12 protein-coding genes and 1 tRNA gene are annotated in these 13,210 nt (G+C 66.9%); 9 read left to right on the plus strand and 4 right to left on the minus strand.

The genetic code is table 11. The features are described 5' to 3' along the window. The first annotated feature begins 24 nt into the window (after positions 1–24). Positions 25–111, plus strand: a tRNA-Leu gene (locus ACP69Z_RS03275). Positions 112–156: 45 nt separating this feature from the next. On the opposite strand, the gene ACP69Z_RS03280 is transcribed toward ACP69Z_RS03275, so the two are convergent. The 3 genes from ACP69Z_RS03280 to ACP69Z_RS03290 all read right to left on the minus strand — a co-directional run bounded on the left by ACP69Z_RS03280 (position 157) and on the right by ACP69Z_RS03290 (position 4,453). Then, positions 157–2,880, minus strand: a complete 2,724-nt coding sequence (locus ACP69Z_RS03280) for an MSCRAMM family protein (RefSeq protein WP_426266120.1) — start codon at positions 2,878–2,880, stop codon at positions 157–159. Positions 2,881–2,907: 27 nt separating this feature from the next. Then, positions 2,908–3,732, minus strand: coding sequence for a fimbrial biogenesis chaperone (locus ACP69Z_RS03285; RefSeq protein WP_426266121.1), 825 nt, complete (start codon positions 3,730–3,732; stop codon positions 2,908–2,910). Positions 3,733–3,907: 175 nt separating this feature from the next. Next, on the minus strand, positions 3,908–4,453 hold the full coding sequence (locus ACP69Z_RS03290) for a DUF4402 domain-containing protein (RefSeq protein WP_426266122.1): 546 nt from the start codon (positions 4,451–4,453) through the stop codon (positions 3,908–3,910). A gap of 440 nt (positions 4,454–4,893) precedes the next feature. On the opposite strand from ACP69Z_RS03290, the gene ACP69Z_RS03295 reads away from it, so the two are divergent. After that, entirely contained in the window at positions 4,894–5,079 is a 186-nt protein-coding gene (locus tag ACP69Z_RS03295) for a PspC domain-containing protein (RefSeq protein ID WP_338502088.1), read from the plus strand. Positions 5,080–5,129: 50 nt separating this feature from the next. On the opposite strand, the gene ACP69Z_RS03300 is transcribed toward ACP69Z_RS03295, so the two are convergent. After that, positions 5,130–6,065: a ribose-phosphate pyrophosphokinase gene (locus ACP69Z_RS03300; RefSeq protein WP_426266123.1), complete on the minus strand. Its 936-nt coding sequence runs from the start codon at positions 6,063–6,065 to the stop codon at positions 5,130–5,132. A gap of 83 nt (positions 6,066–6,148) precedes the next feature. Here ACP69Z_RS03300 and ACP69Z_RS03305 point away from each other — a divergent pair, with 83 nt between their 5' ends. The 7 genes from ACP69Z_RS03305 to ribB all read left to right on the plus strand — a co-directional run bounded on the left by ACP69Z_RS03305 (position 6,149) and on the right by ribB (position 13,210). Then, entirely contained in the window at positions 6,149–7,810 is a 1,662-nt protein-coding gene (locus ACP69Z_RS03305) for an NAD+ synthase (protein WP_426266124.1), read from the plus strand. Further along, complete coding sequence (locus ACP69Z_RS03310; protein ID WP_426266125.1) at positions 7,807–9,129, plus strand: glutamate--tRNA ligase; 1,323 nt, start codon at positions 7,807–7,809, stop codon at positions 9,127–9,129. Before ACP69Z_RS03305 ends, ACP69Z_RS03310 begins: the two co-directional genes overlap by 4 nt. Positions 9,130–9,223: 94 nt before the next feature. Beyond that, a complete protein-coding gene (locus tag ACP69Z_RS03315; RefSeq protein WP_426266126.1) occupies positions 9,224–9,907 on the plus strand; it encodes an energy transducer TonB in 684 nt (227 codons plus the stop codon). Positions 9,908–9,965: 58 nt separating this feature from the next. Beyond that, positions 9,966–10,289, plus strand: coding sequence for a hypothetical protein (locus tag ACP69Z_RS03320; protein WP_426266127.1), 324 nt, complete (start codon positions 9,966–9,968; stop codon positions 10,287–10,289). A 10-nt stretch (positions 10,290–10,299) separates the two neighbouring features. Then, positions 10,300–11,262, plus strand: a complete 963-nt coding sequence (gene ribD / locus ACP69Z_RS03325) for a bifunctional diaminohydroxyphosphoribosylaminopyrimidine deaminase/5-amino-6-(5-phosphoribosylamino)uracil reductase RibD (RefSeq protein ID WP_426266128.1) — start codon at positions 10,300–10,302, stop codon at positions 11,260–11,262. Between the two features lie 3 nt (positions 11,263–11,265). Continuing rightward, entirely contained in the window at positions 11,266–11,874 is a 609-nt protein-coding gene (locus ACP69Z_RS03330) for a riboflavin synthase (RefSeq protein ID WP_426266129.1), read from the plus strand. A gap of 52 nt (positions 11,875–11,926) precedes the next feature. After that, on the plus strand, positions 11,927–13,210 hold the full coding sequence (gene ribB / locus ACP69Z_RS03335; protein ID WP_426266130.1) for a 3,4-dihydroxy-2-butanone-4-phosphate synthase: 1,284 nt from the start codon (positions 11,927–11,929) through the stop codon (positions 13,208–13,210).

A 13,210-nucleotide genomic window follows, 5' to 3' on the forward strand; every position in this document is an offset into this window, starting at 1 on the left:
CGTCCGAGCAGTGCCGACAAACATGCGGTCGTGGCGGAATTGGTAGACGCGCAGCGTTGAGGTCGCTGTGGCCGAAAGGCCGTGGAAGTTCGAGTCTTCTCGACCGCACCACCCCCTCCCTGGCCGGGAGGGGGCACCTCCCCCAAATCAGCTCAGCTAACGCCGCAAGGCAGCGAAGTCGCCTGAGACGACTTCTTGGTTAACGGCCGCGATCTCCGGTGCCGTGGCCTTGACGACCAGCGCACCGAGACGAACCACGGCCTGTTCGGGCTGCAGTTCCACCGATGAGCGCAGCGCGGCGCTGTCGGCCTTGGCCGCAGCCCTGCTCGCCTCCGTCAGGCGCAGCAGGTAGCGACCCGGCGGCACACGCTCGAACAGGAAGAAGCCGTCGTAATCGCTACGCACAGTGCTGACGACATTGCCCTTGGCATCCACCAACTCCAGGTCGAGCCCTTCAAAGGCACTGCCGCCGTCCTTGAGTAAGCTGCCCTCGATGGCGCCGCCGCCCGTCAGCGGGATCATCAGTTCGGCGGAGACGCCTGGACGGGGCACGATGACCTGGGCGGCAATCGTGGGAACAAGATTGGGATCACTCAGCGAGCTCGTATCGACCCCAATGGCCACCGGGCGGAAGTTGTCGAGACCCGCAACCGACGCCCAGCCGTCCTTGCCGCTCGGGCGATCGGCGGGGCGGCTTCCGGCGGTCAGAACCGCGCCTTGCTCCACTTTCTCGCCCGCGTCGCGTCGGCCATTCCCATTGTCGTCGCGAAACAGCTGGGCACGAACGCTGCCCGTAGCGGCGAGCGGCTGGCGGCTGGCGCGCCAGCCGTTGCTGCCGCGGTCGAGCGAGAAGCTGAGATTGAGCCCGGCCGCGACCGAGCCGTTGCTGGCCGCCTCGAGCGTCCCGGCCACTGCCAACGCGTCGAACCGCCGCACATGAGTGACGCGCCCGCGCAGCTTGCCATCCTGTTCGTACGCGACAGCGCCTTCCCAGTCGGCCGAGCCGCTGCCGCGCCAATAGCCTGACAGCTCGGCCCGCCGAAGCTTGGTGCCGGGCGCGATCTCGAACTCGGTAGTACCGCGTACGCGGACCGGACCGATGCGACCGCTGCCGATCAGTCCTGCTTCCACTTGGCTTCGGGAGCCAAGACCGTCGGGCAGCCGCTCGTCGCGATATCGGAGCAGCGTCGCAAGATTGAAGCGGCTGAGCATGATGCTGGTGCGGGCATTGGCTTCCAGCGTGCGTCCGCCATCCTTGCGGGAGGAGAGACGCAGGTCGCCGTGCAGCGGCATGACCGTGTGGCCCCCGAGCTTCAGCGGCGCATCCACGCTGAAGCGATGCTCGCTGACCGCGCTCAGGCCTTGCGGACGGGCCGCAAAGTCGCGGCTCCAGAAGCTGCTCCAGGAGAGATTGGTGGCGCCGATCTTGGCCAGGGCCTGGGCACGCAGGGCCATGCCACCACTGCTGTCGCGCGCGGCGCCGAACTCGGTCACCGCAGGGCCGATGGAGCGACGAACGGTGCCTTCGACATAGGTGACACGTCGGTCGTCAACGGCAAGGGTCTGGACCAGCGCCGCCACCGAAGTGCGCTGGTCCAGACCATGTTCGACGCTTGCCGCGGCTCGCCAGCCCGCGTCGCGGTTCGGCGGGGCTCCGCCGCGGTGACGCTCGATGAGGTCGCGCCCGGGGTCCACGACACCGGCCCAATAGTGCGTCTCGCCGGGCGGCACGGCGCCTTGTCCGACGTTGACCGTCTCGATCCGCCGCTTGACCTGCCCCTGTGGGCCATAAGTGACGATTTCGAAACGATTGTCTCCAAAGCCAAGCGCCACGTCGTCGAACCGGTATTGGCCATTCGGCGCTTCGCCCGCGAAGGCGATCAACTCGCCGTTGCGGTACAGTTCGGCGTCCCAGCCCGGCGGAAGCTCACCGCTGAACTGGGTCCGGTCGAACGCGACCGATTGGAACAGCGGGCGATTGGTGATCATGGCGCCGCGGCCGGTGGCGGTTCCCCCGGCAAGGGGGCTGCCGACGCCTTCGACATCGCCGAGGGCAGCATGGGTGGCTCTGAGCGGGCCGAGCAGCTCGCCATCGGGATCCGACCGGTAGGCGCGGAAGCGGAGGCCGGTCGGCATGCCGAACTTGCTCACCGAGACCCGCGCGTCGTAGCTCATCTGCAGCGCTTCGCCGGCGGCGAGAATGCTGGCGCGATGATCGATTCTGGCGCCGCTTCGGGCTTCATAGGTGACGCCAGCGTCCATCATGACGTCAACGCTGGGCGTCCGCCACATGCGGTAAGGCAGGCTCACCCGCGGCAAGGCGGCAAGCGGCAGGCTGGCCTTGGTCAGGCGGGCTGCGCGCTCGCGGCGCTCGGCGGCAAGCTCAACCGGAAGCTTGTCCTTGCTGTCGAGCAGCAGCAGCGCGGCATCGGTGCGCGGCTCGACGGTGAGGCCAAGCCAGCGCGACAGGGTGGCGGTTTCCACGCACCAGCCATCAGGGGCATCGCGAATGGCGGTCGGCGCGATCGCTTCATTATTGGCAGCTCCGAACGCTACCTTGCCGGCGACCCGGTCGATGACGAGGCGATTGGCCTCCTTGAAGGCCCAGCCTTCGGCCCGTTTCGCGGCCAGGTCGATCTTGATCGGGAGATCGAGCGCGGTGACGAGGTCACCGAGGATGACGCAGGTGCCCTCGGGCACGGGGTAGGCACGCACGCCGTCGCCCAGCCCGCGCTGGCGGATCTGAAGGTCGAGAAGATACTGGCTTTCGGGATCAGCGCTCCAGGCCGGTCCCGATGGCGGCGCCGAGGCAGGCGCGGCCATGCCGAGACCCGCGGCCGACAACAAGGTCAGCGGCAGCCGAAGCCAGCCTCGCAACATGGGAGCGCCCGGCCGTCCTGTTTCGGCTTAGCGGAGAACCGCGGTGGTTTCGGCAAGGACGCTCGGCGGAGCGCCATCGATCGATTCGATATATTGCACCGTAATCGGGCCGCTCGCCTGCGCGGCAAGCTCGGCGCTGATCGGCACGGTGACGGTGCGGTTGGCAACTTCGGTGTAAACAGCCACCCCGCGCTGCACCGCCAGCGGCTCCTTGAGGCCGGCTTTCAGGACCCGCACCTCGCCATAGGTCGAGCGCGAGCCGGAGCGGGTCAGCTCCATCGCAATGGCGGGGCGGCCTTCGAGCATGACCTTGCCGACGTTGGCGATGCCGGCCTTCGCCGACAGGTTGCCCATGCGGACGATGACCGGAATGGTCACGCCGTAGATCGGTGTCAGCGCGAAGCCGATGCCCTTGAAGTCAGCCGGGGTGGCGACCGGTGGCTGGGCAGCCGGGACGGCGCGGAACAGCAGGTGGACGCGATATTCGCCATCGGCGAGGCCGGCAGGCGCGCGGGCTGCAATGCGGATGGTCTGCGGCTGGCGCGGCGGCAGGACGACGCGGCGCGGCGCATAGACGATCATGTCGCGCGCGGTGACTTCGCGTTCGTTGGGAGCGCTGACGTCCTCGAACGAGCCGTCGGCACGCATCCGCTTCACCTCGACGCTGATGCGGTAGGTGGCGGTCTCGTCGCCAATGTTGTTGAGGATGATCTCGGTACCGCGGCCGCCGTTGAGGATGATCCGGGTCGGCGCGACCAGCAGGTCGCCGACGCCTGCCGCAGCAGGCGAGGCCAGCGCCACCAGCGGCGCTACCAGGGCGGTGCGGAAGGCGAGACGAGTGATCAGTGGCATGGCGCGGTGCGAGCTCCCCCACGGCGGCGCAATTGCCACCATTTCGGAGTGTTCTCGCAGCCAATGGTTGATGAAGCGCTAACCATGCGCCGCTAACCGGCGCAGGCCTCGCATGCAAAAAGGGCGGCTCCATCGCGGAGCCGCCCTTCTTGAACCCGAAACGGCTCGTTAAAGCTTATTGATAGGCGACCTGGACGTCGACTTCGCCAGCGTAGACGCCGTCGATCGTGCTGCTGTTGATGGTGATCGACCCGCCAACGGTGAAGCTGTTGCCAGCCGCGCCCGAGTTGCCGAGCGTCAGCTTGTCCGGCGCCTTGGGCGTCAGCGTCAGGGTGCCGCCGGCGCCGTTGGTGGTGGTCAGCGATGTCGGCGCAGCGGTGATGAGGACCACCTGGCCCTGCGTGCCGGTCACGCTGTAGGAGGCCGACGCTGCGGTTGCCGCCGCCGTGTTGGTGCAGGTCAGGCCACCGCCCGACGCGCCGCACGTCACCACGCCGGCGCCGTCGATGCTGACGACCTGGTCGCCGCTGATGGTGCCCATGACGATGGTGCCGAAATTGAGGCCGCGGTTGGCGGTCAGCGTCAGCGGCTTGATCAGGCGGGCGCCGGCGGTCGCACGCGGATCGGCTGCAACAGCCTTCGTGGCGGCGTTCTGGGCAGCGGCCGGAGTGGCAGCGGCAACGGCGACCAGCGCGGTCGCGGCAAGGATCATCTTCTTCATATGTCGTCGTTCCCCACATTGGCGTGCCGGCACCAAGGCCGGGCAACGCGGTAAGTTGGCTGTTAACCCTCATCCCTTTCCGCTTCGCTGGTGAGCTTGGTTAACGCGCCGTTGGGGAAATGTGCGGATCGGACCCACGGATTGGCGAAACTTCCCAACTTGGTGGCGGCATTGTCCTTACGCAAAGACGCGAGTTCGCGCCAAGTCCTTGCGAATAATGATGAAATGCAAACTGGCATGGCTCCTGCATTGTCCTTGGTGTGACCGGCACTTCCGCCGCCACAGACAAGGGAACCACTTCAATGATCGCTCTCAACTTTCGCCAGGTCGCCGTCTCGATGTCGGGTGCCTTCATCGCCGCCATGCTGTTCGTCAGCGCCGCCGTTGGCCCGCTTCCGATCGCCTGAACCGCTCACCACCTCAATCGAAAGACCAAGATCATGAACCGCCGCTTCGTTCTCAATCGCACCGACGCCAAGCTGATGGGCGTCGGCGCCGGGCTTGCCGACATGACCGGCACCGACCCGCTGGTGATCAGGCTGGCCATCGTTCTTGCGGTGCTCGTCACCGGCCCGGTCGCAGCCATCCTCTACGTCGCAGCGGGCATTCTCGCGCCGAACGGCTGACCAACCGGACTCTCCGCAGGCGGGCCGAACTGCAGCGGCCCGCTTCCCACTCAATCGAACAAGCTGGAAACGCTCGATTCGTCGGCAATCCGGCGCACTGCCTCGGCCAGTAGCGGGGCAATCGTCAGACGGCGGATCTTGGTGCCGGGCATATCCACTTCGCCGGCATAGATGCTGTCGGTGACCACCAGCTCGGTCAGCTCGCTCGCCGCCACCCGCGCCGCCGCACCCCCCGACAGCACGCCGTGGGTGACATAAGCGACCACACCCTTCGCCCCTTGCGCCTTCAGCGCCGCGGCCGCGTTGCACAGGGTGCCGGCCGAATCGACGATATCGTCGATCAGGATGCAGAAGCGCCCTTCGACATCGCCAATGATGTTCATCACTTCCGATTCGCCGGCCTTTTCACGGCGCTTGTCGACGATCGCCAGCGGTGCGTTCTCAAGCCGCTTGGCGAGGCTGCGCGCGCGCACCACGCCGCCGACGTCGGGGGAGACGACGGTGATCGGCTGATCGCCGAAGCGCGCCTGAATGTCGGCGCTCATCACCGGGGCACCGAATAGGTTGTCAGTCGGAATGTCGAAGAAGCCCTGGATCTGACCGGCGTGAAGATCGACCGACAGGACGCGATTGGCACCCGCGGTAGTGATGAGGTTCGCAACCAGCTTGGCCGAAATCGGGGTGCGCGGCCCGGGCTTCCGGTCCTGGCGCGCGTAGCCGAAGTAAGGCACGACGGCCGTGATCCGCTTGGCCGACGCGCGGCGCAGCGCATCGATGCAGATCAGCAATTCCATCAGATTGTCGTTGGCGGGATAGCTGGTCGACTGGATCAGGAACACGTCCTCACCGCGGACATTCTCGAGAATCTCGACGAAAATCTCTTCGTCGGCAAAGCGGCGGACACTGGCCTTGGTCAGCGGAATCTCGAGATAATCGCTGATCGCGCGGGCGAGCGGCGCGTTGGAATTGCCGGCCAGCAGTTTCATGAAAAAGCCTCCCCGATGGTCCGAGCACCACTAACCACGTCCGGCGTTGGACGAAAGCCCGCCATCGCCTAGGGACTGCTCCCATGACCGACCGCCTGACGATTGCGCTCGCCCAGATGAACCAGAAGGTCGGCGACTTGGCCGCCAATGCCGCGGCGATCCTGGCCATGCGGGAAAGAGCGCGGGGCGCGGACCTGCTGCTGGTGCCCGAGCTTCAGCTGGTCGGCTATCCGCCCGAGGACCTGGTGCTGAAGCCCGCCTTTCTACGCGAAACGGAAGCCGCCGCCGCCCGGCTCGTCGCCGCCACCGCTACGCCCGGCCCGGCGATTGCCTTTGGCTCGATCGTGCCGCGTGAAGGCAAGGCCTACAACGCCGTGATCGTCGCTGACCAAGGGCGCGAGCTGTTCGTTACCTTGAAGCGCGAGCTCCCCAACTACGGCACATTCGACGAAAAGCGCGTCTTCACGGCCGGACCGCTGCCCGAGCCGTTCACCTTCAAGGGCGTTCGCATCGGTATTCCGATCTGCGAGGACCTGTGGCTGGAAGACGTGCCGCGCCACCTTGCCGAACGCGGCGCCGAAATCCTGCTCAGCCCCAACGGCAGCCCTTACGAGATCGACAAGGACGATCTGCGTCAGCGCCTGTTCGGCGGCCGGGCAAAGCAAGTGGGCGTGCCGCTGGTCTATCTGAACCGCGTCGGCGGGCAGGACGAGCTGGCGTTCGACGGCAGCTCGATGGTGTTCAACGCCGACGGCACCCGCATCATCCAGATGCGCGACTGGGAGGAGCAGTTGCTGCTCACCGAATGGCGCAGGGGGGCGGACGGACGCTGGACCTGCGCAACCGAGGACGTCCACACGCTCTCGCCCTATCCCGAAGACGTCTATCTCGCGATGGTGGTGTCCCTGCGCGATTACGTCACCCGCAACGGCTTCCCCGGCGTGATCCTCGGTCTGTCGGGCGGGATCGATTCGGCGCTTTCCGCAGCGGTAGCGGTGGATGCGCTAGGGCCTGACAAGGTGTGGGGCGTGATGATGCCGTCGGCCTTCACCAGCCGCGAAAGCCTGGAGGATGCGGAAGGATCCGCCCGCCTCCTCGGCCTGCGTCATGACGTCATCCCCATCGCGCCCGCCGTAGAGACGATGGACGGCATGCTGGGTGAAGCGTTCACCGGCCGTGCCCGTGATCTTGCCGAAGAGAACATCCAGGCCAGGCTGCGGATGGTCACGCTGATGGCGCTCAGCAACAAGTTCGGCCACATGCTGCTGACCACCGGCAACAAGAGTGAAATGAGCGTCGGCTATGCCACGCTCTACGGCGACATGGCGGGCGGCTATTCGGTGCTGAAGGACGCCTACAAGACCACCGTCTTCAAGCTGTCGCGCTGGCGCAACGCCAACCGGCCCGACGTTCTGCTCGGTCCGGCCGGCGCGGTGATGCCCGAACGCGTCATCACCAAGCCGCCCTCGGCCGAGCTGCGCCCCGACCAGAAGGACGAGGACAGCCTGCCGCCCTATGACAAGCTCGACCCCATCCTCCACGGCCTGATTGATCGCGAGCTGAGCGTTCACGAGGTCGCGGCGGAGACCGGCAGCGAGGTGGCGCTGGTCGCCAGCCTCGAGAAGATGGTGCTGCGCGCCGAATACAAGCGCCGCCAGGCACCTCCCGGCGTCAAGCTTGGCGGCCGCAACTTCGGGCGTGATCGCCGCTACCCCATCACCAATGCATTTCGGACTGGCGAATGACTGTTGTAACCCGCTTTGCCCCGTCGCCGACCGGTCGCCTCCACGTCGGCAACATCCGCACGGCCCTGCACAATTTCCTGTTTGCCGCGCGGCACGGGGGCAAGTTCCTGCTCCGGATCGACGACACCGACCGCGAACGCTCGACTGCAGAGGCCGAAGCCGCGATACACGCTGATCTCGCCTGGCTTGGGCTGGAGCCGAGTGCCTTCGTGCGCCAGTCGGAGCGCTTCGCCCTTTACGAGCGCGAATTTGAACGGCTGCGCGCCGCCGGGCGGATCTACGCCTGTTACGAGACGCCGGAAGAGCTCGACCTCCGCCGCAAGGTCCTACTCGGCCGGGGGCTGCCGCCGATCTACGAGCGGCCGCCAGGTGAGAACGCGCCGGTAGAAGGCCGCAGCCCGCATTGGCGCTTTCGCCTCGACCACGATCACCCGATCGGCTGGACCGATCTCGTGCGCGGCGAACAGAAGTTTGACCCCCGGCTCTTGTCCGACCCCGTCATCCGCCGCGCCGACGGCAGCTGGCTGTATCTCCTGCCGAGCGTAATCGACGACATCGACCTTGGCATCACCCACATCGTCCGCGGCGAGGACCATGTTTCCAACAGCGCGGTGCAATTGCAGATGTTCGCCGCGCTCGGCGCCGAGCCGCCGCTGCTCGCCCACGAAGCCTTGCTGGTCGCGGCCGAGGGCAAGCTCTCCAAGCGTCTGGGCGCGGTCGGGGTGGGCGAGATGCAGGAACGCGGGCTCGAGCCGATGGCGCTGCTCAGCCTGCTCGCTCGTCTCGGCACCAGCCAACCCGTCGAGGCGGTGGCCAACCTCGCCCCGCTCGCCGCCAGCTTCGACTTCGCCCAATTCGGCCGCGCTCCCGCGCACTTCGACATGGCCGAGGTCGAGCAGCTCAATGCCCGCCTGCTCCACGCCATGCCGTTCGAGTCTGCTGCAGGGCGCCTGCCCGACTGGGTGGATGCGCAGGCCTGGTCCGTCCTCCGCACCGCCCTCAATCATGTGAGCGAGATCGATGGCTGGAAGGAAGTCGTCCAAGGCGACATTGCCGCACCGGATCTTCCCGGAGAGGACCGCGCCTTCCTGGCTGAGGCGGCAAGCGTTGCGTCGGGCCTCGACTGGTCGGAAGACCCCTGGCACGCCCTCACCACCGCGCTGAAAGGCAGGACCGGCCGCAAGGGCAAGACCCTGTTCCGCCCGCTCCGCCTTGCGCTGACCGGCCGCGAGAGCGGACCCGAGATGGCGCCGCTGGTGCGGGCGATCGGCAAGGAGCGGTGCCTTGCACGACTAAAGGCTGCAGCGGCAACTAGCTAAAGCAGCCACTTACCACCTACCATCATCATGCTTGCAGCCGATATGTAATGATGTAACATCCTCTACATCGACTCGTGATGAAGAGGAGGTTGCCATGCTCGCCTATGCCGCCAACCAGAGGAGCCGGCGCCGGCTCAGCCCTTCCGCCCTGCTTCTCATCGGAGCCGGTCATGCGATCGCAATCGGCCTGCTGATCACCGCCAAGATGACCGTCGATACCTTTGCCCCGCCAGTGAAGACGCAGGTCTATAACGTGCCCTTGCCGCCGCCGCCGGAGCAGCCCAAGCCCAAGCCCCAGCCAAAGGTTGAGCAGGACACCCTGCTGCCGCCGCCCGACAGCCACATCGATCGCATCCCCCCAGTCATCCAGAACCCGCTGCCCACCGACAATTTCGACGTCGGTCCGGCGATTAACAGCCAAGTGCCGGATATCGGCCCAGCGCTCGAAGCCAAGTTGCCGCCGATCCTTCCGCCGATTCCGACGCCGGCCGTGGTGAAGGTCGGTCCCCGCGCCTCCACACCAGCCGATCTCCTCCGCCCACCCTATCCCGAATCCAAACGCCGGACCGAGGAAGAGGCCGTTCTCCGTCTCCGCCTGTCGATCGACGAGCGCGGACGCGTGACGGCGGTGGAGCCAGTCGGAAACGTCGACGCGGCCTTCCTCTCCTCCGCCCGCAGCCACCTCATCCGCTACTGGCGTTACCGTCCCGCTACCGAAGATGGCCGCGCGGTCGCATCCTCGCTCACCATCACCCTGCGCTTCGAGCTGGAGGAGTAAGGGCTAGGGGCCGCGCCGCCATTTGCCGCGCGGCCCCTGACCACCTACATCGCCGCCCATGGGCTTCTTTCCACCGATGCACAGTCCCCGGGCCGCGTTGCGCGACCTTGGCAGCGTCATGCGCCGCCGCAGCCGCGAAAGCCTCATTGCCGCCGGGCTCAGCATCCTGTTCACCGTCGTGATCATCGTGGTCTTCTTCCTCGACGCCAAGGTGAACACCGCGCCGCCGGTTACCGTCACCTATGTCGACAGCTGGTCGGAGAACCGGACCGACGCCGAGATCAAGGCCGATCAGGCCAAGGATCAGGCCGCGCGCGAAGAGCGGGCTGCGAAGCGGCAGGAGCAGTTCAAGGAGATCGCCAATAGCTTCGGCATCGAATGACGCCGAGTGGATGGCGGAAGCCGCACGGCTTGGCGCCGCCGCGCGCGGCACCACCGCGCCCAATCCCAACGTCGGCTGCCTGATCGTTCGAGCCGACGGCGAAATCGTCGGGCAGGGCGCCACCGCGCCTGGCGGCCGGCCCCATGCCGAAGCGGTCGCGCTGGCGCAGGCAGGCGAGCAGGCCGCAGGCGCCACGCTGTTCACCACGCTGGAGCCCTGCAATCACCGCAGCACGCGCGGGCCGACCTGCACCGGCCTTATTCTCGAGAGCGGCATCACGGCGGTCGTTGCCGCGATCGAAGACCCTGACGAGCGTACGGCCGGCCAAGGCCTCGCCCGCCTTCGTGCTGCCGGTCTGGAGGTGCGGGTTGGCGCCGTCGAGGGGCTCGCGCGGGACAGCATGGCCGGCTGGCTGACGCGCCAGGCACTTGGCCGCCCCCGGGTCACCCTCAAGCTTGCGCTGTCGATCGACGGCAAGATCGCGCTGCCGTCGGGCGAATCCAAATGGATCACCGGCGAAGACGCCCGCGCCCATGTCCATCTCGAACGCGCGCACTGCGACATGATCCTGGTCGGCCGCGGCACGCTCGCGGCCGATCGCCCGCGTTTGGATGTCCGCCTCCCCGGGCTCGAGGAGCGCTCGCCGCGCCGGGCCCTGCTCAGCCGCGGCGAGCCTGTCGAGAATTGGGAGATGCTCTCCTCGCCGCAGGACGTGTTCCGCCTTCATGACGTCAACGACCTCCTGGTCGAGGGCGGCTCCTCCACGGCCACCGCCTTCCTCGCGGAGGATCTGGTCGACCGCATCCTCCTTTACCGTGCGCCGATCATCATCGGCGAAGGCCGGCAGAGTGTCGGCTATATCGGTCTCGACGCGATCGGCGACGCTCACGGGCGATGGGAGCCGCGCGACGGGCGTCAGCTTGGCATCGACCGGCTCGAAGTCTACGAGCGCGTCCGCTCTCCGAAAGGGTAAGGCATGTTCACCGGGATCATCACCGACATCGGCACCGTCCGCACGGCCGACCGGCGCGGCGACCTGAGGATCGTCGTAGACTGCGGCTATGACATGGCCGGTGTCGATCTCGGCGCCTCGATTGCCTGCTCGGGCGCGTGCCTGACGGTCGTCGACAAGGGCGAGGGCTGGTTCGCTGCCGACCTTAGCGCCGAGACCGTGTCCAAGACCGCGCCTGGCTTGTGGCAGGAGGGCGCGCGCCTTAATCTCGAACGCGCGCTGCGCCTTGGCGACGAGCTCGGCGGTCACCTCGTCACCGGCCATGTCGACGGCCTCGCCGAGGTGATCGGCCTTTGCCCCGAAGGCGACAGCACCCGCGTCGGCCTTGCGGTTCCCGCGGCGCTCGGGCCGATGCTGGCGCCCAAGGGCTCCGTCACCCTCGACGGCGTCTCGCTAACCGTGAACGACGTCCGTGACGAGGGCGACAGTACTCACTTCAGCGTCAACATCATCCCCCACACCGCCGAGCACACCACCTTCGCCAACCTGACAGTAGGTCGGATGCTCAACGTCGAAGTTGACGTGCTCGCCCGCTATTTGCAGCGGATGGTCGCAGCCCGCCAGTCACATTAAGATGGTATCATGCAGGCTCGCTAATCACATCGCCGTGTGATACGGCCTGCTTATGGCTAACCAACTCATCGAACGCCTGACGGCGATCATCAGCACGGGCGAGATCAGTCGCTCCGGTCTTGCCCGCGCCGCCGGGCTGCACCCCAATTCGCTTCGCAAGCTTGGCGCACCCGACTGGAATCCGACTGCGGACACCCTCGGCCGGCTGGAGAAGCTGATCGAGCGCGGCACCACGGAAGTGCTGGTCGGGCCTGAGGCGATCATCGATGAAGCCCGCAATGGCCGGATGTTCATCCTAGTCGACGACGATGATCGGGAAAACGAGGGCGATCTCGTCATTCCGGCGCAGATGGCGACGCCTGACTCGATCAACTTCATGGCGCGGCACGGCCGAGGCCTCATTTGTCTTGCGCTGACCAAGGACCGCGTGGACACGCTCGGCCTTCCGCTGATGGCGCGCAACAATGGCACTCGGCATGAGACCGCCTTCACCGTCTCGATCGAAGCCAAGTCCGGCGTTTCGACGGGCATTAGTGCAGCCGACCGCGCCCGTACCATCGCCGTGGCGATCGATGCCAGCAACAGCTCGGAAGACCTCGTCTCGCCCGGCCACGTCTTCCCGCTGGTGGCGCGCCCGGGGGGCGTACTGGTCCGCGCCGGCCACACCGAAGCCGCGGTCGATGTCAGCCGCCTTGCCGGCCTCAACCCGTCGGGCGTCATCTGCGAGATCATGCGCGAGGACGGGACCATGGCCCGTCTCGATGACCTGATCGAGTTCGCCCGCACCCACGGCCTCAAGATCGGCACCATTCGCGACCTCATCGCCTATCGCCTCCGCCGCGACCATCTGGTCGAGCGGGTCGCCGCCACCCCCTTCAACAGCCCCTCGGGCCGCGAATGGCAGGCGCAGGTGTTCCGCGACAAGGCGACTGGCGCCGAGCAGCTCGCGCTCATCCTTGGGCCGCTCAATCCCGAAGAGCCAGTAATGGTCCGGATGCACAGCCTCGACCTCTTCGCCGATGTTCTCGGAGAGCCATCGGAACGCGGCGGCCTGCTCCCCGGCGCGCTGCGAATGATCGAGGAACAAGGTTCGGGCGTGGTTGTCGCCCTTCACGCGGCGAGCCCCGGCTCCCTGTCCCGCGCCGCCGACCGCCGCGTCGGCAAGGAGGTCGAGGAAGGCGAGGCGCTCCGCAGCTACGGTATCGGCGCGCAAATCCTGGCCGCGCTCGGCATCCACGACATGATCCTGCTCACCAACACGCGCCACACGCCCGTCGGCCTCAGTGGCTACGGCCTCGCCATCGTCGAGGAACGCTGCATCGGACGAGATTGCTGA

The sequence above is a fragment of the Sphingomonas sp. LHG3443-2 genome (assembly GCF_049896405.1).
Taxonomy (GTDB): Bacteria; Pseudomonadota; Alphaproteobacteria; order Sphingomonadales; family Sphingomonadaceae; genus Sphingomicrobium.

Excerpts from the sequence above, each read along its gene's own strand:
- ACP69Z_RS03280 (WP_426266120.1), bottom strand. The coding sequence starts at position 2,880 with ATGTTGCGAGGCTGGCTTCGGCTGCCGCTGACCTTGTTGTCGGCCGCG.
- ACP69Z_RS03285 (WP_426266121.1), bottom strand. The coding sequence starts at position 3,732 with ATGCCACTGATCACTCGTCTCGCCTTCCGCACCGCCCTGGTAGCGCCG.
- ACP69Z_RS03290 (WP_426266122.1), bottom strand. The coding sequence starts at position 4,453 with ATGAAGAAGATGATCCTTGCCGCGACCGCGCTGGTCGCCGTTGCCGCT.
- ACP69Z_RS03295 (WP_338502088.1), top strand. The coding sequence starts at position 4,894 with ATGAACCGCCGCTTCGTTCTCAATCGCACCGACGCCAAGCTGATGGGC.
- ACP69Z_RS03300 (WP_426266123.1), bottom strand. The coding sequence starts at position 6,065 with ATGAAACTGCTGGCCGGCAATTCCAACGCGCCGCTCGCCCGCGCGATC.
- ACP69Z_RS03305 (WP_426266124.1), top strand. The coding sequence starts at position 6,149 with ATGACCGACCGCCTGACGATTGCGCTCGCCCAGATGAACCAGAAGGTC.
- ACP69Z_RS03310 (WP_426266125.1), top strand. The coding sequence starts at position 7,807 with ATGACTGTTGTAACCCGCTTTGCCCCGTCGCCGACCGGTCGCCTCCAC.
- ACP69Z_RS03315 (WP_426266126.1), top strand. The coding sequence starts at position 9,224 with ATGCTCGCCTATGCCGCCAACCAGAGGAGCCGGCGCCGGCTCAGCCCT.
- ACP69Z_RS03320 (WP_426266127.1), top strand. The coding sequence starts at position 9,966 with ATGGGCTTCTTTCCACCGATGCACAGTCCCCGGGCCGCGTTGCGCGAC.
- ribD (WP_426266128.1), top strand. The coding sequence starts at position 10,300 with ATGGCGGAAGCCGCACGGCTTGGCGCCGCCGCGCGCGGCACCACCGCG.
- ACP69Z_RS03330 (WP_426266129.1), top strand. The coding sequence starts at position 11,266 with ATGTTCACCGGGATCATCACCGACATCGGCACCGTCCGCACGGCCGAC.
- ribB (WP_426266130.1), top strand. The coding sequence starts at position 11,927 with ATGGCTAACCAACTCATCGAACGCCTGACGGCGATCATCAGCACGGGC.